The 22,720-nt window shown below is 53.3% G+C and carries 26 protein-coding genes; 18 read left to right on the top strand and 8 right to left on the bottom strand.

The genetic code is table 11. From position 1 onward, the window contains the following. Positions 1–40 precede the first annotated feature (40 nt). The 10 genes from dapB (at position 41) to ACOCF6_RS06535 (ending at position 6,767) form a co-directional block, all read left to right on the top strand. The gene (gene dapB / locus ACOCF6_RS06580; RefSeq protein WP_482459594.1) at positions 41–844 is read left to right on the top strand and encodes a 4-hydroxy-tetrahydrodipicolinate reductase; all 804 of its coding nucleotides are present in this window, start codon (positions 41–43) and stop codon (positions 842–844) included. Positions 845–864: 20 nt separating this feature from the next. Continuing rightward, positions 865–1,176 carry a nucleotidyltransferase domain-containing protein gene (locus ACOCF6_RS06575; RefSeq protein ID WP_482459593.1) on the top strand — a complete coding sequence of 104 codons (312 nt, stop codon included), beginning with the start codon at positions 865–867 and terminating at the stop codon, positions 1,174–1,176. After that, a complete protein-coding gene (locus ACOCF6_RS06570) occupies positions 1,169–1,564 on the top strand; it encodes a HEPN domain-containing protein (protein ID WP_482459592.1) in 396 nt (131 codons plus the stop codon). Before ACOCF6_RS06575 ends, ACOCF6_RS06570 begins: the two co-directional genes overlap by 8 nt. 29 nt (positions 1,565–1,593) lie before the next feature. Beyond that, entirely contained in the window at positions 1,594–2,826 is a 1,233-nt protein-coding gene (locus ACOCF6_RS06565; RefSeq protein WP_482459591.1) for an LL-diaminopimelate aminotransferase, read from the top strand. Between the two features lie 117 nt (positions 2,827–2,943). Further along, positions 2,944–3,225, top strand: coding sequence for a type II toxin-antitoxin system Phd/YefM family antitoxin (locus ACOCF6_RS06560; protein WP_482459590.1), 282 nt, complete (start codon positions 2,944–2,946; stop codon positions 3,223–3,225). Further along, positions 3,222–3,641 (top strand): PIN domain-containing protein, encoded by a 420-nt coding sequence (locus ACOCF6_RS06555; RefSeq protein ID WP_482459589.1) that lies wholly within the window; start codon positions 3,222–3,224, stop codon positions 3,639–3,641. Before ACOCF6_RS06560 ends, ACOCF6_RS06555 begins: the two co-directional genes overlap by 4 nt. Before the next feature lie 80 nt (positions 3,642–3,721). Continuing rightward, positions 3,722–4,459 carry a hypothetical protein gene (locus ACOCF6_RS06550; protein ID WP_482459588.1) on the top strand — a complete coding sequence of 246 codons (738 nt, stop codon included), beginning with the start codon at positions 3,722–3,724 and terminating at the stop codon, positions 4,457–4,459. 491 nt (positions 4,460–4,950) lie between these two features. Then, complete coding sequence (locus ACOCF6_RS06545; RefSeq protein WP_482459587.1) at positions 4,951–6,060, top strand: hypothetical protein; 1,110 nt, start codon at positions 4,951–4,953, stop codon at positions 6,058–6,060. A 180-nt stretch (positions 6,061–6,240) separates the two neighbouring features. After that, the gene (locus ACOCF6_RS06540) at positions 6,241–6,438 is read left to right on the top strand and encodes a type II toxin-antitoxin system HicA family toxin (RefSeq protein WP_482459586.1); all 198 of its coding nucleotides are present in this window, start codon (positions 6,241–6,243) and stop codon (positions 6,436–6,438) included. Beyond that, entirely contained in the window at positions 6,435–6,767 is a 333-nt protein-coding gene (locus tag ACOCF6_RS06535; protein WP_482459585.1) for a type II toxin-antitoxin system HicB family antitoxin, read from the top strand. The genes ACOCF6_RS06540 and ACOCF6_RS06535 overlap by 4 nt, the downstream gene beginning before the upstream one ends. A 77-nt stretch (positions 6,768–6,844) precedes the next feature. Here ACOCF6_RS06535 and ACOCF6_RS06530 read toward each other — a convergent pair whose 3' ends face one another. The 4 genes from ACOCF6_RS06530 to ACOCF6_RS06515 all read right to left on the bottom strand — a co-directional run bounded on the left by ACOCF6_RS06530 (position 6,845) and on the right by ACOCF6_RS06515 (position 9,878). Further along, on the bottom strand, positions 6,845–7,384 hold the full coding sequence (locus ACOCF6_RS06530) for a hypothetical protein (protein WP_482459584.1): 540 nt from the start codon (positions 7,382–7,384) through the stop codon (positions 6,845–6,847). Then, a complete protein-coding gene (locus ACOCF6_RS06525; RefSeq protein WP_482459583.1) occupies positions 7,381–7,710 on the bottom strand; it encodes a winged helix-turn-helix domain-containing protein in 330 nt (109 codons plus the stop codon). Before ACOCF6_RS06525 ends, ACOCF6_RS06530 begins: the two co-directional genes overlap by 4 nt. 180 nt (positions 7,711–7,890) lie before the next feature. Continuing rightward, positions 7,891–9,036, bottom strand: a complete 1,146-nt coding sequence (locus ACOCF6_RS06520) for a double-cubane-cluster-containing anaerobic reductase (RefSeq protein ID WP_482459582.1) — start codon at positions 9,034–9,036, stop codon at positions 7,891–7,893. 11 nt (positions 9,037–9,047) lie between these two features. After that, entirely contained in the window at positions 9,048–9,878 is an 831-nt protein-coding gene (locus ACOCF6_RS06515; protein WP_482459581.1) for an acyl-CoA dehydratase activase, read from the bottom strand. On the opposite strand from ACOCF6_RS06515, the gene ACOCF6_RS06510 reads away from it, so the two are divergent. The 3 genes from ACOCF6_RS06510 (at position 9,842) to ACOCF6_RS06500 (ending at position 13,251) form a co-directional block, all read left to right on the top strand. Beyond that, positions 9,842–10,168 carry a hypothetical protein gene (locus tag ACOCF6_RS06510; protein WP_482459580.1) on the top strand — a complete coding sequence of 109 codons (327 nt, stop codon included), beginning with the start codon at positions 9,842–9,844 and terminating at the stop codon, positions 10,166–10,168. The genes ACOCF6_RS06515 and ACOCF6_RS06510 overlap by 37 nt on opposite strands. A gap of 298 nt (positions 10,169–10,466) precedes the next feature. Further along, entirely contained in the window at positions 10,467–12,059 is a 1,593-nt protein-coding gene (locus ACOCF6_RS06505) for an oleate hydratase (RefSeq protein WP_482459579.1), read from the top strand. A 166-nt stretch (positions 12,060–12,225) separates the two neighbouring features. Next, the gene (locus ACOCF6_RS06500) at positions 12,226–13,251 is read left to right on the top strand and encodes an FHA domain-containing protein (RefSeq protein WP_482459578.1); all 1,026 of its coding nucleotides are present in this window, start codon (positions 12,226–12,228) and stop codon (positions 13,249–13,251) included. An 11-nt stretch (positions 13,252–13,262) separates the two neighbouring features. Here ACOCF6_RS06500 and ACOCF6_RS06495 read toward each other — a convergent pair whose 3' ends face one another. Beyond that, complete coding sequence (locus ACOCF6_RS06495; protein WP_482459577.1) at positions 13,263–14,015, bottom strand: FHA domain-containing protein; 753 nt, start codon at positions 14,013–14,015, stop codon at positions 13,263–13,265. Then, complete coding sequence (locus ACOCF6_RS06490) at positions 14,015–14,821, bottom strand: Stp1/IreP family PP2C-type Ser/Thr phosphatase (protein ID WP_482459576.1); 807 nt, start codon at positions 14,819–14,821, stop codon at positions 14,015–14,017. Before ACOCF6_RS06490 ends, ACOCF6_RS06495 begins: the two co-directional genes overlap by 1 nt. A 390-nt stretch (positions 14,822–15,211) precedes the next feature. On the opposite strand from ACOCF6_RS06490, the gene ACOCF6_RS06485 reads away from it, so the two are divergent. Further along, positions 15,212–16,699: a tetratricopeptide repeat protein gene (locus tag ACOCF6_RS06485; RefSeq protein WP_482459575.1), complete on the top strand. Its 1,488-nt coding sequence runs from the start codon at positions 15,212–15,214 to the stop codon at positions 16,697–16,699. 20 nt (positions 16,700–16,719) lie between these two features. After that, a complete protein-coding gene (locus ACOCF6_RS06480; RefSeq protein ID WP_482459574.1) occupies positions 16,720–18,252 on the top strand; it encodes a protein kinase domain-containing protein in 1,533 nt (510 codons plus the stop codon). A 159-nt stretch (positions 18,253–18,411) separates the two neighbouring features. Here ACOCF6_RS06480 and ACOCF6_RS06475 read toward each other — a convergent pair whose 3' ends face one another. Together ACOCF6_RS06475 and ACOCF6_RS06470 are read right to left on the bottom strand one after the other, a co-directional pair. Beyond that, entirely contained in the window at positions 18,412–19,515 is a 1,104-nt protein-coding gene (locus tag ACOCF6_RS06475; RefSeq protein ID WP_482459573.1) for a hypothetical protein, read from the bottom strand. A gap of 384 nt (positions 19,516–19,899) precedes the next feature. Then, entirely contained in the window at positions 19,900–20,247 is a 348-nt protein-coding gene (locus tag ACOCF6_RS06470; protein ID WP_482459572.1) for a winged helix-turn-helix transcriptional regulator, read from the bottom strand. Positions 20,248–20,388: 141 nt separating this feature from the next. On the opposite strand from ACOCF6_RS06470, the gene ACOCF6_RS06465 reads away from it, so the two are divergent. The 3 genes from ACOCF6_RS06465 (at position 20,389) to ACOCF6_RS06455 (ending at position 22,706) form a co-directional block, all read left to right on the top strand. Beyond that, positions 20,389–21,024, top strand: coding sequence for a flavodoxin family protein (locus tag ACOCF6_RS06465; RefSeq protein ID WP_482459571.1), 636 nt, complete (start codon positions 20,389–20,391; stop codon positions 21,022–21,024). 225 nt (positions 21,025–21,249) lie between these two features. After that, positions 21,250–21,846 carry a TetR/AcrR family transcriptional regulator gene (locus ACOCF6_RS06460; protein ID WP_482459570.1) on the top strand — a complete coding sequence of 199 codons (597 nt, stop codon included), beginning with the start codon at positions 21,250–21,252 and terminating at the stop codon, positions 21,844–21,846. Positions 21,847–21,920: 74 nt separating this feature from the next. Then, a complete protein-coding gene (locus tag ACOCF6_RS06455) occupies positions 21,921–22,706 on the top strand; it encodes an SDR family NAD(P)-dependent oxidoreductase (protein WP_482459569.1) in 786 nt (261 codons plus the stop codon). Positions 22,707–22,720: the final 14 nt, after the last annotated feature.

Genomic DNA, 22,720 nt, shown 5'->3' with positions numbered 1-22,720 from the left:
CGTGTCCTTCGTGTCTTCGTGGTGCTCCAAGGGGTAAACAATGATAAAAATCGCCGTTTGCGGCGCTGCCGGACGGATGGGACAGCGCATCATCAACTCCGTGATCGAGGCAGAGGGCGTACAGCTCTGCGGCGCACTGGAACGACCGGGTCATCCCCAAGCTGGGCAGGATGTGGGCCTGGTGGCCGGCTGCGGCGCACTGGAGATCCTTATCTCCGACGACCTGAACGCCGTGGTGGCCGGTTGTGACGTGCTGATCGACTTCACCTCCCCCAAGGTCTCGCTCAAGAACCTGGAGGTCTGCTCCCTCAAGGGCAAGTCGATCGTGATCGGTTCGACCGGTTTCACACCCGAGGAACGCGCCCTGGCTGTTGAACTGGCCAAGACCATCCCGGCCGTGCTGGCACCCAACATGTCGGTGGGGGTCAACGTCTGCTTTAAGGTGCTCAAGGATGTGGCCAAGACCCTGGGGGACGACTTCGATGTGGAGATCGTCGAGCTGCACCACAACAAAAAGAAGGATGCCCCCTCCGGCACGGCCGTGCGCATGGGCGAGGTGGTGGCAGAGGCGCTGGGACGCGACTACAACAAGGTGGCCAACTACCACCGCGAGGGGATCTGTGGCGAGCGGACGAAAGAAGAAATCGGCATGCAGACCGTCCGCGGCGGCGACATCGTCGGCGAGCACACCGTCTACTTCATCGGCCAAGGCGAGCGCATCGAGATCTCCCACCGCGCCATGACGAGAGACATGTTCTCCCGCGGTTCCGTTAGGGCGGCCAAGTGGGTAGTTGGGAAGACTCCCGGCCTGTACGACATGCAGGATGTGCTGGGACTGAAGTAGCATTTCTAAGGGGTATGATCATGCTTTCCACTCAGGACATAGATCAGCTACGGGACAAGATCACGCAGGCCATGCAGCCGGAAAAGATTTACCTGTTCGGCTCCTATGCGGAAGGTAATGCCACCGATGAGAGTGATATCGACCTGCTCGTGGTGATGGATTCTCTCCTGACCCCCCATAAGCGCAATGTTGCCGTGAAAAGGTTATTTCCCCGGCGCTCGTTTTCTTTGGATGCATTCGTCTACACTCCACAGGAATTTGCGCGTTACCGGGATATTCCCGGGACTATTGTGTATAATGCCACCCACCACGGCAGGCTGCTGCATGGATGAGGTAACTTCTGAAGTAGTGAGGCAGTGGTTCCAAAAGGCGGAGCACGATCTGCAGAATATCCGCAACAATCTGGCCGCCGAGATTATTCCCACCGATACGGTTTGTTTTCACGCTCAGCAGGCGATTGAGAAGCTGTTGAAAGGCGTGCTCGTCGCCAATTCGAGGAACATCTCCAAGACTCACGACTTGGTAAAACTGCTGACAGATGTAGCTGATATTCTCCCCGAATTGTTGCCGTATGAAGAACAGTTGGAGGATATTTCAGAATACGGGGTTGGAGTACGTTATCCGGATGATTTCTTCGAACCAACGCTTGATGAGGGCCGCCATGCTTATGAAGTGGCGCTGGACATTGAGAAGATAATTTTGAACAAGATACGATTTTGAATATAACAAAATAAGGAGATTAACCTGTAATGGCAAAGATCAACGACAACTACCTGAAACTGAAAGCCGGCTACCTGTTCCCCGAGATTGGCCGCCGCGTGCGCGCCTTCGCCGAGGCCCACCCGACCGCCAAGGTCATCCGCCTGGGGATCGGCGACGTCACCCGCCCGCTGGCACCGGCCGTGTTGAAGGCCTTCCACGCCGCCGTGGATGACCTGGCCACCACCGACCAGTTCGCCGGCTACGGCCCGGAGCAGGGCTACGACTGGCTGATCAACGCCATCATCGAGAAATCCTACCAGCCGCTGGGCGTCAGCCTGAAGACCGAGGAGATGTTCATCTCCGACGGCTCCAAGTGCGACTGCGCCAACATCCTCGACATCTTCGCCCTAGACAACGTGGTGGCCATCGGCGACCCGGTCTACCCGGTCTACAACGACACCAACGTCATGATCGGCCGCACCGGCGAGGCCGACGCAAAGGGCTACTACCAGAACATCGTCTACATGCCCTGCAACGAGGCCAACGGCTTCATCCCGGCCCTGCCGACCGGCAAGGTGGACATCATCTATCTCTGTTTCCCCAACAACCCGACCGGCACCGTGGCCAGCAAGGCCGAGCTGAAGCGGTGGGTCGACTATGCCAACGCCAATGACTGCGTGATCTTCTTCGACGCCGCCTACGAGGCCTTCATCACTAATCCGGAGATCCCTCACTCCATCTACGAGATCGAAGGGGCCAAGAAGTGCGCCATCGAGTTCCGCTCCTTCTCCAAGACCGCCGGCTTCACCGGCGTCCGCTGCGGCCTGGTGGTCGTGCCGGAAGAGGTCATGGGCACCACCGCGACTGGTGAGCGCTACAGCTTCAACAAGCTCTGGCTGCGCCGCACCACCACCAAGTTCAACGGCGCTTCCTACCCGGTCCAGCGCGCCGCCGCCGCGGTCTACTCCGACGAGGGGTGGAAGCAGACCAGGGAGATCATCGATTATTACATGGAGAACGCCCGCATCATCCGTGAAGGGTTGAGGGAGGTCGGTGTGACCTGCTTCGGCGGCGTGGATGCCCCCTACATCTGGCTCAAGACCCCGGGCGGGATGACCAGTTGGGACTTCTTCGACAAGCTGCTGACCGAATGCAACGTGGTCGGCACCCCCGGCAGCGGCTTCGGCCCGAGCGGGGAAGGGTACTTCCGGTTATCGGCCTTCGGCCATCGCGAGAATGTGATTGAAGCCGTCGAACGGATCAAGAAAAACCTGAAGTAATGACGAGGGCGCCCAGCGAGGCGCCCTTTGTTTTGGTGCCATAATTTGTATTTGATTTATATCAGTGCTGTGCTATCCTTTGGTAGCTAGACTGTCTAGCTGTCAAAGGAGGTTTGTATGAAGACCAATAAAATTGTTCGGTCAGCTCATGATCGGGAATGGCAACTTCAGGAAGCAAAGAACCGTTTGAGTCAGGTGGTTGATTCGGCCCTGCATGATGGTCCCCAGACAATCACATTGCGGGGCAAGCCTGCTGCGGTGGTGGTGTCTTTTGATGAATACCGCAAACTGACCCTGCCGCGTACCGGATTATCGCAGTTCTTCAAGCAATCTCCCCTGCATGATGTTGAACTTGACATCAGCCGCAGTGCCGATCTCTCCCGCGAGGTGGAGTTGTGAAGTATCTGCTCGATACCTGTCTGATTTCCGAATTGGTAAAGATGGAGCCAAATCCGGCAGTGGTGGCTTGGCTGGACGAGCAGGATGAGCAGAAACTGTTTCTGAGTGTCCTGAATCTGGGCGAGTTGCAGAAGGGGATCAGCAAGTTCCCGGATGGCACAAAAAAGGAAGAGTTGCAGGCGTGGGTGGCGCTTGATCTGGTTGAACGTTTTACCGGCCGGATTCTTGAATTAGATCTGGAAACGGCGCTCAGTTGGGGAAGACTCCAGGGAGAGGCAGAGCGGGCGGGCGAGAAACTGCCGGTAATGGATTCGCTTATTGCCGCCACCGCTGCAGCGCATGGATTGGTTGTGGTTACGCGGAATGTCAGGGATATTGAGAGATGTGGGGTGCGGGTTTGTAATCCTTGGGGGTGAATTAAGTAAACTGTCGCCGGAATTCTGACCCATTTTTTATTGCTTCCCCGAATAATCATTTTGAGGATTGAATAACATCTATGGGATTAATTAACAAATGTAAGTTCGGCGTTATCTGGTGTTACAGAATTTGCCACCTATTGATAACAGGGGGATTGCTGGCATCGGTGATATTTTTTTCTGTGTATTCAGGCAGTATCACCTCATTTCCTTCTGCAATTATTAATGGCAACAGATTGATGCTATTCAAAGATCTGGCTATCCTGCTCCTGATCGCAGGTTTTTTTGCCTTGGCGTTTATTCCAAGTTTTATCTGCTGGGTTCAGAAACCGTTAAAACATTACCTCAAAAACCGAAATATTCAGAGCCCAGTACCGGCACACATAATCACGACATCGAACCGTGTAAAAGCAATAAATACTTTTTTTGCACTGGTCCTGATAGTTGCCGTTTCGACTTCGTTCTCTTTTTTTCGTGAAAAGATGACACGATCCAATATAATCAATGTGTTTTCAGTTGCTGATGAAGCCAAATTATGTGTTGATAATTTCATTGAATCGCATAATGGCCAGCTACCTAAAACTATTGCAGAAACCGGATTTACAAACAAGCATACCAGCAGTGTCAGCTCAGTTATTTTCGATGTTGATACTACCTCGATAAAAATCGAACTGAAGGAATTTTACAAAGTGCGAGCGGGGGCAAGCCTGACTTTTGTCAAGCGCGACCAAGGGTGGGGTTGTTTTTCCAGCGGGAATCCTCCGATCCATTTCATGCAAAGAAAGTGTCCCGAATCGACTGAAACCACAGCAAAGTAAAAACCCGCCGGCCATGCAGCCATCAGCTAAGTCGGGGAAATATAGCTATCAACGCTTTCCTGTCCACTTATCGTTCCCTGAATTCAATTCATTTCAAGCGCTGCGGCAATTCTCGTCTTGAGCTGCCCCAGATCCTGCTGGGAAAAGTCGGTGACAACCTTCAGATATTTGGTGCCAAGATTCTCCCGCACATAGCAGTAGGGGATTCCGGGGACCGTACATTTAAATCATTAGGCGGCCGACTGGCCGCCCTTCTTGATTTATGGAAACTGCAATCGTATACTCCTGTTTTGAAGTGTGAAGGAGCGAAAAATAGTCAATAGCAAAAACGATATTCCCACGTTCCTGCAAACACACAAGGATGAAATGGCACAGCGTTTCGGCCTCTTCGGCAGTTATTCCGGGGGAGAGGCTCCTGAAGATGATCCCTATTTGTGGCGGCAGAGGTGATCGGCCCATCGACAGCACATTGACAATTGAGGAGGCTTACAATGAGTACAAAGAGGGTTATGACAAGTGTCTGTGTATTACTGATGGCAATTCTTCTGCCGCTATCCGTGTCAGCCGCTGTTCCGCAGACAATCAATTATCAGGGGTATCTGACGGAATTGGGCGGGACGCCGGTGAATGCGCCGAAAAGCATTGTCTTCAGCCTTTACAGCGTGGCAACCGGCGGGACACCGCTCTGGTCAGAGACTCAACCGACTGTGATGATCAGCAACGGCGTGTATAGCGTCTCCCTCGGCTCGGTCACACCGGTGACAGCGTCGGTGTTCAACAGCGCGGATGTGTATCTGGGCGTCACCATCGGCACCGCTTCCGAGATGTCTCCAAGGCAAAAACTCACAAGCGTAGGTTTTGCCTTTAAGTCAGCGGATGCGGAGAGCGTGGGTGGCGTGGCGGCGTCATCGTTACAGGCCAGGGTTTCAGGGAGTTGCGCTAGTGGCTACTCGATTCGAGTGATCAATGACGACGGCTCAGTGGTCTGCCAGCCCGATACCAACAGTGGCGGGGACATCACCTCGGTTATAGCCGGATCGGGCCTGGCCGGCGGCGGCGCTAACGGTGATGTTACCTTGAGTATTCCCACCGGTGGCATAACTGCCGGCCACATTGCCGCAGGCGCCGTTGGGTCAGCGGCTATTGCTAATGATTCGGTCAGCGCTGCTCATATCGCTGACGAACCTGGAATTAATTTTAGTGGTACTGCTAATGTGACCACCACCCTGAGCACCTGCAACACGACCACGTCGTTGGTCTCAGTCTCGGTTTCCGCCCCAAGAAGCGGCTACATCCATGTCTCTGCCAGCGGGAATTTTTGCACCTACACCGGGGGCGTCTATTCAATGTTGATGCTGGATGATGCTCCCGGTGGCGCTAGCCTGTCTTGGGACAATGGAAACTACGCTTATGACTATAGTAGTGCGTCCAGAGGATGCGGCGTGGGTCAGTTCACCCCGTTTGTTTTCGAGAATGTGTACTATGTGGCTAGTTCAGGCAACTACACCTACTATGTGAATGGTTGCGTGTCTAGCGCCAATAATCAGATTCTCTTTCAAAGCCGCCCCATGGTCGCCACGTACTACCCGACCCGCTATTAATCCCAGGTTATGCGGATTGTCATGGGAGAAAGTCTGGAGTCAGGTTACTTAATTCAGCAGTAAATTCCGAAATTCCGGGGACATATATTTAATTCGAAAGGCGGCCGATTTGGACGCCTTTGCTGTTTCAACTTGCAACCAAGATATTGACTTGATGATATCATAATAGTATCATTGCTCATGCCCAGAAAGATCCGAGAACTGATTGCCGAACTGAAGGCGGCGGGATTTGTTGACAGGGGTGGAAAAGGAAGCCACCGCAACTTCATTCACCCGAAATGTTCCGTGCCAATCACGATCTCCGGCAAGCCGGGCGATGACGCCAAACCCTATCAGGAGCGGGCAGTACGGGAAGCAATCAAGGAGAACGAGAAATGAAACCGGGCGACAGCTATCTCAAGATTGTGCAATGGTCCGAGGAAGACAACTGCTATGTGGGCACCTGCCCCGGACTGATCCGCGGCGGTGTGCATGGTGATGATGAAGCATCCGTTTATCGGGAATTGTGCGGGGTGGTCGAAGAGGCGATTGAACTGTATCAGTCGGACAGGAAACCGCTTCCGCCGGCAACGGCCAATAAGAACTATTCGGGCCGCTTCGTTCTGCGCGTGGACAGGGAACTGCACCAGGCACTGGCCGTTCGCGCCCTGAACGCGGGGGAAAGCCTGAACAGCTATTGCCAGAAGATTCTGAAAAAAGCGGCTTGATTTTTTCCTGGAATTCCGGTGACAGCATACATAATTCTATGGCGGCCAATCGGCCGCCTTTATTGTTTCCAAGAGTTTCAAGCCGTTCGCTTCAACAATGCCTCGATTCGTTCGAATTCCTCCGCCATGCCTTCGTGGCGTGACCACCTTTCAACCTCCTCCATATCAACCTTGGCATCCGCTGCCACCATAATTGCCTGATCCAAACACTGCCGGTCCTTCCAGTGATAATAGTTGGCCAGCCGGTCCTTGACGCAATCAGTTGCGGAGAGCAGGCGTAGCGTGCCGGTGGCAAATTCCAGCCGTGCTATGCTGCTGACCGGTTCGTCGCCGATGGCCAGCGGTCCGGACGGAAATTCCACGAAAAAACGGGTGTCGGTATGGGTGAAATAGCGGTCCTTTTCCTGAAAGCCGATCTCCTGCAGACAGGCGGCAATCTTCTTCCGTGTTGATCTACCCTCTTCGATAAAATCCAGATCGTAGGAGAGGTAGCGGTTGTCGGTGTAGATCGAGACACAACTGCCGCCAGTCAGCACGACGTTAATATCGCTCTGTCGCAAATGCCCGGCCACATAGGCGGCGACTTCACCGACAGACATTTCACTGAGGGCTTTCATAACGGTTTGCCTTTTCGCCGCGGTCTTTGTCTGCTTTCCAGGAGTCTGGCCCGAATATCCTCGGGGTAAAAGGTCAGGGCCTTGTTGAGCAGGGCCTTCAACTCCTTCAGGAATGGATAGCGGGGATTGAAACCGTAGAGACGGGTACGGCCGGCGAGACGGCTGAAGAGAACGCCGCCGTTTTCCAACTTCTCCAGCTGTTTCAGGACCGGGGCTGGAGCAGATTGGAAAAAGTCGGAAATTTCCCGTAAATACCCTTCTTCGCGGGCCGTCAGGAATATCAACACCCGTTCGCAATTGGTCGATGCCAGTAAAGGTTCGAGCATGGCCTACTCCGTTATAGATCTTAAATAGAGATCACATGATCTTTTTATGAGATCAAAATATCTTAAATCTATTTTCATAGCAAGTAGTTTCACGCTGTCCCCTGTGTGTCGCTGAGAATTCCGGGGATAGTATACTTAATTCAAGAGGCGGCCGATCGGCCGCCTTTGCTGCTTCTGTATTCAGTTCATTTCAAGCGCTGCGGCAATTCTCGTCTTGAGCTGCCCCAGATCCTGCTGGGAAAAGTCGGTGACAACCTTCAGATAGTTGGTGCCAAGATCCTCCCGCACATAGGATTCGACCTTGACGGCCTCAACGTTGTAGGTGTGGCAGGACTGTAGCACGATATCAATGACCAGATCCGGTTTGAGTGATTCAACCTGCTGCTTCAGCACATCAAAACGCCCCGTGTTGGGTGTCATACAGGCGCAGGGGATCTGCAGATACCTTTTGGCAATAGCTAGCAGCGGATCACCGCTCCCCTCCTCGGTAGCATTGGCATACGGCTTGAGACCGGTGCAGGAATCCAGGCCGACTATTGCCGCCCCCTCTTCATCGACCAGCTTGAGGACCTTGAGCACATCGCCGCCGACCGGGCAGCCGGTGATCAGCACCCTTTTGGCACACTCTTTTGACGTGTACTGCTTCTGCTCCCGGCGCGCTGTCAGGGTGGCGATGATCCCCTCCAGTTGCGCGATCGCCTCCGGGCCATGGGCTGACATGGCATAGGTGGCGACAGCGTACAGTTCCTGCCAGGTGATGACCGCAGGCTTGCAGGCACCGAAGGCGAAGATCCGCTCCACCAGGCGGTTTTTGCGGTTGCACTCCCTGATACTACCTTCCAGGGCGGTATCGCTGATGGTGGTGGCAAAGGTACCCTCAAGGAACCGCTTGAAGCCGTTGACGGAGTGCCGCCAGTAGGCAACCGCCCCCTCGTTGGTCGGGCACTGGGGGAGATCCATGACATACAGCGGCCGGTGTTCCTGGATCAGTTCGAACATCTTCTTCTTGCCGTCGCAGGTGGTTTCGCCGACCACGGCATCGGTCAGCTCGAAGAACGGGCAGGTCTTCAGTTCGATAAAGCCGAAGCTGGACTTGATCAGCGGGCAGAGGTTGACCGGCAGGGTCTCTTCCGCCTTGGCAATCGGTGCATTGGAGAAGGCGCACAGGACTGCCGGCACGCCGCCCATGGCCCAGACGACCTCGACCGGTGCATAGGAACAGTAGGCCCCGACCACCTTGGCACCGGCTTCCCGTTTGGCTACAACCTGCGCCAGGGCGCGTTTAAGGGGGAAATCCTGAAAATCATCATTGAATAACGGGGTCATGTGTTCTCCTGTCAGGTTGATTGTATGGCGTGAATGGCGGCACCGTAGGCGCCATAGAAGTCCGGATGTTCCGGGACGGTTACCTGTCTGTTCAGTGCTTCGGCCAGAAGCTGCACCATGGCACGGTTCTTTGCGCCGCCGCCGACAAAGAGGATCTCAACCGTGTCGGAGCGCATGACTCTTGACAACAGAGAGACCAGCTTGGTCAGCAGCGCTTCATGGATGGCCCGGGCGATATCCGCCAGGGCGACGCCCGAGGTCAAAAGCGATATGACCTCCGATTCGGCAAACACGGTACAGGTGCTGTTGATCTCCACCGACCTGTTCCCCCTCAGCGCCTCCTTTACCAACTGGTAAAGGCTGAGCCCCAATGAGCCGGCCATCATTTCGAAGAACTTGCCGGTCCCGGCCGAACATTTGTCGTTCATCTCGAATTTGTGCAGCTGGCCGTTCGTGCGGTTTATGGAGAGTGCCTTGGTGTCCTGACCGCCCAGATCGATAACCGTGTCGATAGTGGGGTGGAGGTGATGGGCCGCGGTCGTGTAGGCCTTGATCTCGGTGATCATATCGCCGCCCAGTACCTTCTGCGCCAGCTGTCGGCCGTAGCCGGTCGAGATGAGGCCATCCCAGCTGTACTGCTCCTTGATCAGGCTCAGTTGAGCGGAGAGGTTTATGGAGGTCTCGGCCTGGAAGCGCTCGACGACCTGCCGGGTTTCACGGTCGAGCAGCACGAATTCTATGCTGCGTGAACCTATATCTATGCCGGCCAGTTTGATAGCATCTCCCCTTGTCCCTGGAATCAGGAATGGTGTGGTTTGTTTTAAAGCTTGAAGTATTGCCATGTCACAACCGCAAGGTCAAATTGGTAATTCCGGCGGCATCGGCCAGTACAATCGTAATTGCCGATTTATGCCATTCACGGGGGCTATTGTTACATCCAAAGGCAGGCATCCTCGACCGTGCCTATCGTCAGTTCACCTATGACGTGTTCGGTCAGGCGCTGCTCGACATGGGGATGAGCCGTGATGTGAGCCGGCTGTTCATTGAGATGAACGATGCCCTGAACCGTGGGCTGCTCGCGGTCAACCGGCCGCGGAACTGCACCGCGCGGCCTGAATATGCTTGGGGATAGGCGGTTTTGATAAAGTTGCCGGTCCCCTTTTCTGTCCCCATAATTCCCTAAAAATTATTCCAACGGAGACCGTTAAATATGACGGCGGCGTCGAACATGACGGCTTCAGATGACGGGTTCCCATCCATTCCATACTCTCTTACTCTATTTACCCATTAAAATCAGGTCCTTGAGCTTTTCCGCTCTGCAGTTGTTTTCTGGTACGTTCATTGCGAAGTATCGTGCTGGCAGATAACGGGCATAGTCGTGCCTTCTGCAGATTTAATTCACAAATCTGCAGCATTTAAAGGAGAATTTCATGAAAACAGAACGAAACAAAAACATGAAAGATTCAAAAGTGTACCTTATTGGGAGCGGAATTGCCGGACTGGCAAGTGCTGTATATTTAGAAAAAGATGCTGGTGTTCCTGGTGGGAATATTCACATTTTAGAAAAAGATTCAATTCCTGGTGGAGCCACAGATGGAGCCGGCGATGCAGAGAAGGGATTTGTTGTACGTGGTGGAAGAATGCACGAAATGCACTACGAATGTTATTGGGAACTGCTTTCCCACATTCCTTCACTGGAAGATCCAACTGTTTCGGTAAGAGATGAATCTTATGATTTCAATGAACGGTTTGTTTCAAACGGACAGGCCCGTCTGTTGAAAGACGGAAAAAAATTGGATGTCTCTTCATATGGTTTATCGTTTGAACAAAAATCAGATTTTCTTAAATTAACCTATGTTTCAGAGCATTCACTTGGTAATAAGCGAATAGAAGATTGGTTTGATCAAGCGTTTTTTGACACAAATTTCTGGTTTATATGGACTTCCATGTTTGCATTCCAAAAATGGAGCAGTCTTGCCGAAATGAGAAGATATATGAAAAGGTTTATCCATCTTATTGATGGTTTGCCGAGATTGGGCGGTGTAATGCGTACCAAATACAATCAATACGACTCTGTAGTAAGACCTATGAAAAAATACCTTGAAGAAAAAGGCGTGAAATTTGAAATGGGCAAAGAAGTTGTTGATATTGATTTCAATCTGTCCGCTGACAAAAAGAGTGCGACGGTTCTCCACCTTAAAGATAATACTGAGATAGTGCTTGGAAATAATGATTTTGTGTTTGTTACAAATGGCTCGATTACGGAAAGCAGTGATAATGGCACCTGGGATACTCCTGCAAAACTGAAAGGTCTGGAAGAGTCCGGCTCTTGGAAGCTGTGGAAAAACATAGCAAAAAAAGATAAGGCTTTCGGTAATCCGGATACATTCTGTGACAATATTGATCTGCAAAAATGGTATTCATTTACGGCAACAATGAAAGACAGCACCTTTCTCGATTATATGGAAAACTTTTCGGGCAATGTGGATGGAACCGGCGGACTTGTCACTTTGACAGACTCCAACTGGCTCATGTCATTTGTAATAGCACGACAGCCTCACTTTCCAAGCCAGCCTGATGATGTTAAAATCTTTTGGGGTTATGGACTCTATCCTGATAGGAAAGGGAATTACATCGGCAAAACAATGGCAGAGTGTACCGGTGCTGAAATGCTGGAAGAGCTTTACTATCATCTGAAAATTCAGGATATAATGAAACCGCTTACAGAAGCCGGGAAGGTAAATTGCATCCCTGTTGCCATGCCGTTTATTGACAGTCTTTTTATGCCGCGAGAACTTGGTGACAGGCCAAATGTTATACCAGACGGAGCAACGAACTTTGCCTTTTTAGGTCAATTTGCTGAAGCTCCAAAAGATTGTGTATTTACGGTTGAATATTCTGTTCGTACAGCTCAAATGGCAGTGTATGGTTTATTTGATACCGGTAAGAAGGTACATCCTATGTACGATTCGGCTCACAATCCAAAGTATTTGCTTGGAGCACTCAAGGCTATTAACAGATGATGTAACGTGAAAGGTATCATATTCGTTCTTCCTGATGTGAATTTAGGGGTACCATTCTCAATTCAAAAGGCGGCCGCTTGGCCGCCTGTGCTGTTTCTCTATCCGGCTCAATCGCCCTGTCCGTTCATTGATTTGACAACAAGGTATCGGGCTGATATACAAACTCATGCATATTTGCCAGTTCCCCGAACAGAATCTACTCTGCAGCAACCAGCCATTTTCCCGTAAGCTGCTGAGCGGCTTACTGGAAAAGGTCTTCGCAACGTCCTGCCCGCTCACCGGGTACCTGAGGATCGCCGATTCCGCAGCTTCCCAATTTTTCCTGTTCTTCTTTAACGGCGCGCCCTATGCTGCCGGCGCTTATGTGGCAGGCACGCCGGCCGGCTACTCTATTGGCGAGCTTGGCACGCATCTTCGATCAGCGGCTGCTGACTCCCTGACGGTTACATTCAGCGAAGCCGATCCGGTTCTCTTGAAAAACATGCTGCTGTTGCTGCATAAAAAGCCGCTTGTCAAGGCTTCAACCGATCTGGATGCCATTGTTCAACAATTCGGTGAAGGGAAGGTCAATGCGATGATCGCGCTCTGCCGGGATACTGCCTGTAATTTTTTCTATTTCAGGGATGGCAAAGCGGCTCTGGCACATTATGCCGATAGGGGTTTTGAACGGCCTGAAAGGTTGACCCTGGAAGAAGAGTTGCGTGCATATGCATACCAAACCGGATCCGGGGTGGAGGTGCGGGTTTTTCGCGATATGGTTACTGCTGAGGCGGATGATGCACGGCTGTTTGACCGGGAGCAACTCCTGACACTTTTATCAGGAGCTAAAGCGATTCCGGCTGATGCCGAAATCGCGCCAGATTTCGTTACCGATACGATCACGGCGCGTGGGCACCAGCCCGATCAGATGAACTATACGCTGTGTGTCGAGGCCGGGCCGCTGCAGGGAGAAACCCATTCCGTAGTGCTTCCCTGCGTGATCGGACGAAAGAATTGTGACCTGGTTCTGAACGATGTCCGGGTCTCACGTCGGCATGCGGAGCTCAAAATTGTCGGGCAGCATCTGGTGATCGAGGACCTGATGAGCACGAACGGCACCCAAGTGAACGGCGAGCCGATAACCTGCAGGCAGCTTGCACCGAACGACCTGATCACTATTGGTGAAACCAGCCTGAAAATCTACCACCCCTGAACTCTTATCCGCTACCCTTCCCAGAACGAAAACCTTGCCCGGAGAGAGGCTATTTCCACAACATCGGATGGTTTGAGCGGGTGACCTTCGGAAACCTGGGTGCCGTTCACCAGCAGTTTTCTCCATCTTGTGGCCGACGTAATGAAGTATCCCTCACGCGTTTTGTTGATCAATGCTGCCACCTTCGGAGCAAAAAATCCGGTCAGACGTATCTCCGCCTCTGCTGATTTCCCGATGGTTACCAGGCGCTTGTCCAGAAGATGCACCGTATCCTTCGCTGAGCCATCCAGTACAGTCAGAATTCCGATTTTCTCGGCCGGGGCATCGAGCGGCTGCTGCAGCAACGCCCCCCTGACGATTGTCCGGTCCATGGATGGATCCTGCTTTGGTGGAGGCGTGGCCGTTGCGGTCCCGCTGCCGACAGGCCGCTTCATGATCACGGTCCTGTCGTCGTCCTCGTTCTCCTCAAGTGCTGCATCGGCATCAACAAAAACCAGGGAATGCTTGCCGATGGTAATGATCGTGTTATGAACCAGTTTTTGGCGTGTAATCCGTTTGCCGTCAATATATGTTCCGTTGGTACTGCCCAGATCCTCGATGGTGACTGTATTGGCATCCGCGATGATCCGCGCATGGTTCCCGGAAACAGCCAGGTTGTCGATCTGGATGTCGTTGTTTTCAGCCCGGCCGATAGTAGTGCTGCCGCACCTAAGGGGAATCTCTTCGAGTACGGACTCCTTGAATTTCAGATACAGGGTTGCCATTACTTGCTCCTTGCCCAGTTATAGATACGTGACAATCCTGAAAATGCCCCGCCGCGGACGAGGATGACCGCCACGGTAATATTGTCCCTGCCGCCATTGTTGTTCGCTTCTTCCACCAGAAGCCGGCAGATTTCGTCCGGATTGTTGCTTCCGAGAACGATTGAGCGGATGGTTGCTTCAGTCACCATGGTCGTAAGACCGTCACTACAGAGCAGAATCCGGTCCTCTGGCGCAAGGAGAAGATCACACAGATCGACCTCGGGTTCAGCTTTAGAGCCCAGTGCCCTGGTGATAATGTTGCGCTGGCTGGATGCCTCGCCGGTCTCGGGCGAGATTTGACCCAGTCTGACCTGTTCAGCAACCAGGGAGTGGTCTTCAGTAAGAGCAATGAGACCGCCTCCTCGCAGAAGGTATGCACGACTGTCTCCCACGTGGGCAATGCTCAGGCGATTTTCGTGCAGAAGAGCCGCAACGATGGTGGTCCCCATATCCTGCCAGACCGGATTGTTTCGGGTTGACTCGTAAATGACCCGGTTTGCATGCCGTATTCCTGATGCAAGGAGGTTGGCTGCTGCGGAATAATCGGAATTGCTGCCTTCGCCCGGCGTGCTGCTGCCGATGGCTGTACGTCCAAGGTACGCACGCAGAGCATTTATCGCCATCCGGCTGGCAACCTCTCCGGCATTATGTCCGCCCATCCCGTCCGCCACGGCAAAGAACCCCACCTCGGGCGCGACGACAAAGCTGTCCTCGTTACCCTCCCTGATCATGCCTTTATCGGAATATCCGGAAGAATCAGTCTGCATGCATTGCCCCTTCAGTGCGGTGAAGGACGATAACATCTTGATATTGAGGGCGTCAATTTTTATTGATCTTCATAAGAGACTGTGATGGCATAATGGCTGTGCCACGCAACCTTTTGCAGGAAAGACACCTTGAACCTGAAACAGCTGGAAGTCACAGAGAACACAGAGAAATAAATACAAAAAAATCATGTATTCATGATCACCTGTCAGGTGTGACGGATACTACGACTCTCGGTTTGATTTTCCTCCGAGGACTCTGTGCTCTCCGGGGCCAAAAGTGCTTTTATCAGGCTTGAATATCGCTGTATTTCAATTGTTTTTTGGTGTATATCTGCACTGATGAATATTTCGTAAGAAGCAATCAAATCTCCTTGGTTGATAGGTGACGGTTTGAATCTGTTGACGGTTTTACGACATGTTCTGTTGCTGCTGATTACGATGCTGCTCGCTGCCTGTGCCCACCCTGTTGGACAATTTTTCTCCGACCCGCTGGCAACACTTACCGTTCAGGCCGAAAAGGGCGATGCCCAGGCCCAGTTGTATCTGGCTCATCTCCTGGAGGAAGGGGCGGGAGTGGCACGGGACAACAAGGCTGCAGCGTTGTGGTATTCAAAAAGCAGTGCTCTCGGGAATCCGAAGGCGGCCTATGGCCTGGCCGGGATGCTTCTTGCCGGGACGGCTGTGCCTGAAAACGAGAGTGTGGCGGTGCGGTTGTTATTTGCTGCCGCGGAAAAGGGGGAAGGCCGCGCCCAGGTTCTGTTGGGGGGGCTGTACGTGGCGGGGAAATCGAAAAACGAGTTCGTCACCCAGCTTAACCATAACCGCCGTGAAGCCGCTAAAGGGGAACTGCGGGCCATGTATAATCTCGGCTGGATGAGCCGTGAGGGGGCGGGCGTTCCCTGCTCCATTGCGCATGCCCGGAACTGGCTCACCAAGGCTGCTGAGAAGGGCTTTGCTCCAGCTGCGCGTATGCTGGGTGATATCTTCTTGGCCGGCGACGGCGTTCCGAAAGATGTCTCTGCCGCTCTTCATTGGTACGGTGTCGGAGCTGCCCGGGGTGATCGTTCATCCCTGCGGCATCTGGCCGAACTGAACAAACAGGGCTTTGCCGGTGCATCGCCCGTGCTGGCATATGCAGAGTCGCAGCCGGATGAAACGGGCCACGCCTATTATCAGCTCCAGATGAAGTATATCTCCTCCGCCGAAAGCAGGGAGCCTGTCGCGGTCTTGACTGCGGTGCGGCGCTTGAAGGAACAGTTTCCGTCCGATGCCGGGTTGTCCCAACTGGAACCCAGAGTAGCGGAACTCGCTGCAAACCAGCTGAATCCAGCGGTTCTTAAGGCTGAACAGGCACTGTCGAACGGAGACCATGACACGTTTCGCAACAGGCTTGGACAGATCATGTCTGTCGAATTCAAAGAGCAGCAGCTTCGGGACCTGTTAGCCCTGTACTGGCGTCGTGTCGATGCTGCTGTACGGCATGCTGAAAAAGAAGCAAAAGAAGCAAAAGAAGCGTTGGTAAAAAAACGTGATGAGGTCAGGGAAGAGAAGCGCAAGGAGCCGGTGGACACTCCGGACGCTCTGATGAAAAAGGGACAGGCTCTGCTTGATAGCGGGCGGTTTGACGATGCAGCCGGCATCTTTGATAAACTGACCAGAATGCACGGAAACAAGCATATTGCGACGGCGTATGTCTATCTGGGTGTTACAACTCTCGCCCGCATTAATCCCGCCAACGTCAGAGAAGCCAAAAAGCTCCGGCTGAAGGGGATTGCCAGTTTTCAGAATGCGCTGCGCTTTGACCGGGACGTCTCACTTCCGGCCAGTTATGCTAGATTCAAGAATCAATTCGCTGAAGCATTGAAACATCTTAAATAAACATTCTGAGTAGGCACGAGATGAACGGGAACAAACGCGAAACAACTCAGATCTTGAGTACTGCGGAGATTGAGGCAGAACTTAGGTATAACGGCATAGAAATCATTCGTCTGATCTCTGACAAGGGGGGGATGGCTGATGTCTATGAGGCGTGGCAACCTTCCGTGAAACGTCGCATTGCGGCCAAGCGTCTCAAGCCGCACCTGGCGAACGACCCGGAAGTGCGCACCCGCTTTGAAGAAGAGGCTATGTTTCTCGGGCGGCTCAATCACCCCAACATAGTCCAGGTAATCGACTACAGCAGTGAGAAGCTGACGCTTTTCATGGAGTATATCGAAGGGAAGCCCCTGGATGAGGTGCTGGTAGAGCGGAACCGGCTTCCTCTTGAAGAAGCCATGCGGATTGTTTCGGCGGTTCTGGACGGCCTTTCCTATGCCCATGAGCGCAATATTATCCACCGGGATGTGAAACCGGGGAATATTTTCCTGACTGATGATCTCCAGGTCAAGCTCGGTGATTTCGGGATTGCGTCCATTCTCGGTTCAGAAGTCAAGGCCAATGATTTCCAGGAGAATTCCTGGGCCGGTACACCGTCGTACATATCTCCCGAGCAACTCACCGGCGCGCCTGTCGATGGTCGTGCCGACATATACGCCGTCGGGGTGACGCTCTACCTGCTGCTGACCGGTAAACTCCCCTTTGTAGGCATGGACAGCGCCGGCACCGCTGCCATAAGGCTAACCCGTGAACCGACGCCGCCCTCAACCCTGAATCCGATGATTTCACCGGAGTTGGAAGGGGTTGTGCTGAAGGCCATGGCCCGTCTGCCCGACGAACGCTATCGAACGGCCGCCGAGTTCAAGCAGGCGATTGATGTACTCCTGTCACCCGGTCGTGGCCTCGGCTATCTGCAAGAGGCCAGGGCCGAACTGGAAAAGTCGCGTAAGGCGTCCACCACGGAAAAGAAGCGGCTTCTGGCCAATTGTGTGAAGCTTTCCCAGATGGCGTTGACAGAACATCCCGAACATCCTGAAGCCATACAACTTATGAAGGTTGCCGATGTTGAACTCTCCGGCATAAACCGGCGCTCTCTCCTGGCTGTCTGTGCTGTTGCCATGGCGGTGATTTGTGTTATCACGTTTCTGGTCATGCAGCTCTCTCGCGGAAACGGCTCACTGGAACTGGTCACCAATGAAGCGGCCGATGTGTACCTGGATGGTAAATTGATCGGTACCGCCCCGTTTGTCTTCACTAACGTGCCGGTTGGAAAACATAGGTTGTATGTGGAACAACCCGGTTTTTACAAATCCCGGGAGCGGGAAATCACTGTCAAGAAGGGGGCTGTTGAGTCAGTTTCCGAACCGATTCCTGACGGGGGGAGCATTGTCGTCTCTTCTCTGCCCCCCGGTATTCCGGTTTATTTGGATGGCAAGGATATCGGCAAAACACCGCTAACCCAAAAGGTTGTCGTCGGAAAACACACCCTGAAGGTAGCCGGGAGAGAGCAGGAAATCGTAGTAATCGAAAACGAGACCAGCAAATTCTCTTTTTGAGTTTAGGGTATTCACGATTGCCGGCCTTTGACCATCACGAGTATGTGATTCAGTCGGTGGAAGGTGCCGGGAAGAATGTGAAGCAGGTAATGCAAAGGGCGCCTCTGGTAAGGGCGCCCTTTGTTGTGGCTGCAACAGGTGTGATGCTGCTTTGCAGTCCTACTGGTACTGGATATAGAGCGGCTTCGGGTTCAGTTTGAGGACATCCTTGGGCGTCAAAAGCGGGTCGCCCTTTTTGGTGTCGTTGTGGTAGAACAGCTTGAAGCCGGTATATTGAACCGGTTCGGCCACCACATAATCCTTGTACGAATCTCGCTTCAGCCAGGGCGCACCCCAGCCGTCCATATGCATGACAATCTGCACCTCAGGGCGCAGCTTGATCTCTTTCGAGTTGGTGACCCCCCCCCTGGTGAAGCGATGCACGGTGAACACCTTGGGTGGGAGATTGTATTTTTTGACCAGGTCCTTTAGATAACCGGAGGCGTAATTGATGTCGGCCGCATCGTAGGTGCCGATTTTTTTGCCCGGTTTCTTGCCGCTCTTGATCAGGTTGAATTCCGGGTCGATGCCCAGGTGTACATCCGGATTCTTGAGGATCCATTCGAAGCGCGGCAGCACGGCCCGGATATCGTCATGGCCGGTCTGGATGTCGATAAACATGATGGCCCCCGCCTCTTTGGCCCATTCATGCACCTGATTGACGATCTTGTCAGGGATGACCATGCGGTATTTGCCATCCTTGCCGGGCGCACCCTGTGCCACCACCGCGATCAGGTGCAGGGCCGGCTGTACCGGGGTCGCCGGGTCTGCTGCCTGCCATCGGGCCACCTCCCCCTTTAACCGCTGCAGCATTTCCTCTTTGGGAAATTCCCCCAGTGCTCCCATCTTCTTTGAAAGCGGATTGCCATAGTAGGCCACGATGCGTTTGTTCGGCAGGATCGAGCCCGGCAAGGGCGCCGGACAGTTGACCGGCCAACCGCATTTTTTCGCGAATTCGGGGCTTTCCCCGGAGTTGTATTTGATTTTGGGGGCGGTGCGTGCAGACGAGGTGTTGGCCAAGGCGGCCGCCTTGCGAACGGCGCTGCTGGTGGCAGAAAAGGCGGTCGGGGCCTGGCTGGAGTAATTGCCGGCGGTAGCGGTCTTGGCCGTCGGAGTGGTCGGAGCGGCCGTTTTTTGTTCGTTGCAGGCTGTCAGCATGCTGAGTATGGCGAACAGCCCGAAGGCCTGTCGGCATGATTGAACGATTGCGTGCGGATACTTCACATAAACTCCTTCAGCAGGGTGTCTGAAAACAAGACTGTCACGACATGACTGCGCGCGTGCAGGGGACACAGAGGACACAAAAAAACCGGTACCGGTTACGCTGTAACCCGGCAATCCGGCTGTGTTCTGGAAACCCTGCATGATTCACGTATTGGCAGGTATTGACTTCATCCGACACTGCGTCTTCAAATTGTATGGGTTATATTTACGCGAAGTCACACAAACAAGTCAATCCAATTAGGGCCGTTACGAAATAACAATTACATTTCAAGTTGTTTCGTTACGGCTCCTTATGCCGTTCATGCCATGCATATGTAACAGTTATGTTTTATACAGCCGGCTGGCCTGTGCTGTCTCAGGATACAGTCCCTGCAGTTCCATCGATCAATCCCGCAGATACTGCCGCGCCCAGTTGCACATCATATCCAGGATCGGATAGATGCTTCTGCCCTTCTCGGTGAGGGAGTATTCCACCTTGGGCGGCACCTGGGGGTAGACCTCGCGGTGCACCAGCCCGTCGGCCTCCAGCTCGCGCAGCTGCTGGGTCAGCATTTTGCGGGTGGTGTCGGCAAACTGCCGCTGCAGTTCGGAAAAACGCATGGTCTGCTGTGCCAGGTGCCAGAGGATCGAGGCTTTCCATTTACCCCCGACCACCGCCAGGGTAACGTCGATGCCGCATTTGTACTCTTTGTCCCGATAGATCATGAGGTCTGCTGCTGATAGCGGTTGCATGTCTGCTCTCCGAAATTGATAGGTTCCTTAATGGGTACTACGTACCAATTAAGTACGTTATTGACGATATCGAACCTATGGGCGATGATAACCCACTCGATGCAAAAAATAAAGTCCGGATTTAACGGGGAGGGAATTGATATGAAAGTAGTGGCGTTCAACGGCAGTCCCAACAGGGAAGGCAATACCTGGCATGCACTGAAGATGGTGACAACAGAGCTGGAACAGGCGGGGATCGAAACCGAGATCGTGCATGTGGGCAATAAGGTCATTCGCGGCTGTGCCGCCTGCGGTCAGTGCTTCAAGAACAGGAATGAAAAGTGTGTCCTGCCGGGTGACGAGGTCAACGAGTGGATCCAGAAGATGAAAGCGGCGGACGGCATCATCCTCAGCTCACCGGTACATTATGCCGCCATCGCGGGCACCATGAAATCCTTCCTGGATCGTGCCTTCTATGTGACCGGCGTCAATGACGGCATGCTGCGCCACAAGGTGGGTGCCGCGGTGGTGGCGGTACGGCGTTCCGGCGGTGTGCCGACCTTCGAGCAGCTGAACAACTTCATCAACTATGCGGAGATGCTGATGCCCACCTCCAACTACTGGAACGTGATCCACGGCAGAAGCCCGGGGGAGGTCACGCAGGACACGGAAGGGATGCAGATCATGCGGGTGCTGGGGAAGAACATGGCCTGGCTGATGAAACTGGTCGAGCATGGCAAAGGGACGGTCACCCCGCCGGAGCGGGAGAACAAGATCTACATGAACTTTATCCACTAATGCAGCCAGTTCCCGGATTCGGGTACCTGCGTTCAACCGAAAGGCGGCCAACCGGCCGCCTTTGCAGTTTGGGGATTCAGGCAGCCATGACGTCCCTCTTCGAACGTTCCGGGGAGTAGATAAAACTGTCGGATATTCAATATGCTGTCCCGAAAGCGCCCCATCCAGTTCATTGTATGTGAAAAAAAGCTTGACGCATTAGACTGACTGGTCTAAGTTATAATCATGAAACGGACACACAACAAAGACGATATTGTTCAGGTTGGCCTCGACCTCGTGTTAAGCAGAGGTTTCAATGCTACCGGTGTTGAAGCAATTCTGAAGCAGGCGAACATTCCAAAGGGGTCGTTTTACAACTTCTTCTCCAGCAAAGAAGAATTTGCCCTTGCAATAATCGATAAGTTTGTCGCAGACAGGGTTGAGGTGTTCTCCCCCATTTTCAGCGATCAATCTATACCACCTCTGGAGCGCGTCAAAAAAAGCTTCGAAACATTGATTGATGCATTTGAAGGTGCTGAATGCTCCAAAGGGTGCTTGATCGGCAACCTGGGCCAGGAAATGGCTGATCAATTCGATAACGTCCGGCATCGCCTTGAGAAGTCTCTGCAAGAGTGGACCAAGGGGGTGTCCTGGTTGCTTCTTCAGGCGCAGAAGGAACATGCAATCCCCGCAGACATGAACGCAGACATGCTGGCGGAAAACCTGATCGCATCATTCCAGGGAGCACTGCTTTACTCCAAAGTCAAAAAGTCACCGGAACCATTGAATAATTTTATCCATTTGTATTTTGATGTTTTTCTTACAAAAAGAGAAGAGACCTAAGTCCAAATATTTTTTTGCAATTTATTACGTAGACCGGTCTAGGCATTACATTCGACGAGACAGAGGTGAATAAAATGACGACAAGAGATAATTCATGGGTGCTCATCACGGGTGCATCGAGTGGTTTCGGCGAGGAGTTTGCCCGCCAATATGCCGGGGAAGGGCATCCTCTGGTCCTGGTAGCGCGCCGGCTGGACCGGCTGCAAAGGCTCGCTGAGGAACTGCGCCAGCAGCACCGCATTGATGTCATCGTGGAGCAGGTCGATCTTTCATCTGTCGAGGAAGTCATACAGTTGCACCAGCGGCTCCGTGAGCGAGGCATTGCGATCGACATCCTGATCAACAACGCCGGCCACGGGCTGCATGGCACGTTCCTGGATGCCAAGTTGGAGGCGACCCTGGCGATGGTGCAGTTGGATGTGGCGAGCCTGACCGCCGTTACTCACGTTTTTGCGCAGGACATGCGCACACGCGGACAAGGGAAAATCCTGCTGGTAGCCAGCATGCTGGCCTACCTGGGCGTACAAAAGTACGCTGTCTACGCGGCGGCAAAGGCCTACGTTCTGCGTCTGGGTGATGCGCTGCATCGCGAACTCAAGCCCGACGGCATAACGGTGACGACGCTCTGCCCGGGCATGTCAGACACCGGATTCGCCACAGCGGCGCACCAGAAGCTCACGCCCATGTTGAAGCAGTTGATGATGCAGCCGGCCCCCGTGGTGCGCGCCGGTATCCGCGCCTTGCAGGCCGGACGCATCAGCATCGTGCCGGGCTGGGCCAACAAGGCCACCGTAATCTTTATCCGGGTAACGCCGCGCTGGCTGCACCAGGCGGTCATCGCACACATCATAAATGGATGAGCAGAACGATTAAC

This window comes from Geobacter psychrophilus (assembly GCF_056821595.1).
This window is presented reverse-complemented; position numbering and strand designations above follow the sequence as displayed.

Excerpts from the sequence above, each read along its gene's own strand:
- ACOCF6_RS06535 (WP_482459585.1), top strand. The coding sequence starts at position 6,435 with ATGAAACCGGGCGACAGCTATCTCAAGATTGTGCAATGGTCCGAGGAA.
- ACOCF6_RS06500 (WP_482459578.1), top strand. The coding sequence starts at position 12,226 with ATGCATATTTGCCAGTTCCCCGAACAGAATCTACTCTGCAGCAACCAG.
- ACOCF6_RS06545 (WP_482459587.1), top strand. The coding sequence starts at position 4,951 with ATGAGTACAAAGAGGGTTATGACAAGTGTCTGTGTATTACTGATGGCA.
- ACOCF6_RS06575 (WP_482459593.1), top strand. The coding sequence starts at position 865 with ATGCTTTCCACTCAGGACATAGATCAGCTACGGGACAAGATCACGCAG.
- ACOCF6_RS06525 (WP_482459583.1), bottom strand. The coding sequence starts at position 7,710 with ATGCTCGAACCTTTACTGGCATCGACCAATTGCGAACGGGTGTTGATA.
- ACOCF6_RS06520 (WP_482459582.1), bottom strand. The coding sequence starts at position 9,036 with ATGACCCCGTTATTCAATGATGATTTTCAGGATTTCCCCCTTAAACGC.
- ACOCF6_RS06550 (WP_482459588.1), top strand. The coding sequence starts at position 3,722 with ATGGGATTAATTAACAAATGTAAGTTCGGCGTTATCTGGTGTTACAGA.
- ACOCF6_RS06565 (WP_482459591.1), top strand. The coding sequence starts at position 1,594 with ATGGCAAAGATCAACGACAACTACCTGAAACTGAAAGCCGGCTACCTG.
- ACOCF6_RS06495 (WP_482459577.1), bottom strand. The coding sequence starts at position 14,015 with ATGGCAACCCTGTATCTGAAATTCAAGGAGTCCGTACTCGAAGAGATT.
- ACOCF6_RS06480 (WP_482459574.1), top strand. The coding sequence starts at position 16,720 with ATGAACGGGAACAAACGCGAAACAACTCAGATCTTGAGTACTGCGGAG.
- ACOCF6_RS06470 (WP_482459572.1), bottom strand. The coding sequence starts at position 20,247 with ATGCAACCGCTATCAGCAGCAGACCTCATGATCTATCGGGACAAAGAG.
- ACOCF6_RS06490 (WP_482459576.1), bottom strand. The coding sequence starts at position 14,821 with ATGCAGACTGATTCTTCCGGATATTCCGATAAAGGCATGATCAGGGAG.
- ACOCF6_RS06460 (WP_482459570.1), top strand. The coding sequence starts at position 21,250 with ATGAAACGGACACACAACAAAGACGATATTGTTCAGGTTGGCCTCGAC.
- ACOCF6_RS06465 (WP_482459571.1), top strand. The coding sequence starts at position 20,389 with ATGAAAGTAGTGGCGTTCAACGGCAGTCCCAACAGGGAAGGCAATACC.
- ACOCF6_RS06515 (WP_482459581.1), bottom strand. The coding sequence starts at position 9,878 with ATGGCAATACTTCAAGCTTTAAAACAAACCACACCATTCCTGATTCCA.
- ACOCF6_RS06510 (WP_482459580.1), top strand. The coding sequence starts at position 9,842 with ATGGTGTGGTTTGTTTTAAAGCTTGAAGTATTGCCATGTCACAACCGC.
- ACOCF6_RS06540 (WP_482459586.1), top strand. The coding sequence starts at position 6,241 with ATGCCCAGAAAGATCCGAGAACTGATTGCCGAACTGAAGGCGGCGGGA.
- dapB (WP_482459594.1), top strand. The coding sequence starts at position 41 with ATGATAAAAATCGCCGTTTGCGGCGCTGCCGGACGGATGGGACAGCGC.
- ACOCF6_RS06530 (WP_482459584.1), bottom strand. The coding sequence starts at position 7,384 with ATGAAAGCCCTCAGTGAAATGTCTGTCGGTGAAGTCGCCGCCTATGTG.
- ACOCF6_RS06560 (WP_482459590.1), top strand. The coding sequence starts at position 2,944 with ATGAAGACCAATAAAATTGTTCGGTCAGCTCATGATCGGGAATGGCAA.
- ACOCF6_RS06570 (WP_482459592.1), top strand. The coding sequence starts at position 1,169 with ATGGATGAGGTAACTTCTGAAGTAGTGAGGCAGTGGTTCCAAAAGGCG.
- ACOCF6_RS06505 (WP_482459579.1), top strand. The coding sequence starts at position 10,467 with ATGAAAACAGAACGAAACAAAAACATGAAAGATTCAAAAGTGTACCTT.
- ACOCF6_RS06455 (WP_482459569.1), top strand. The coding sequence starts at position 21,921 with ATGACGACAAGAGATAATTCATGGGTGCTCATCACGGGTGCATCGAGT.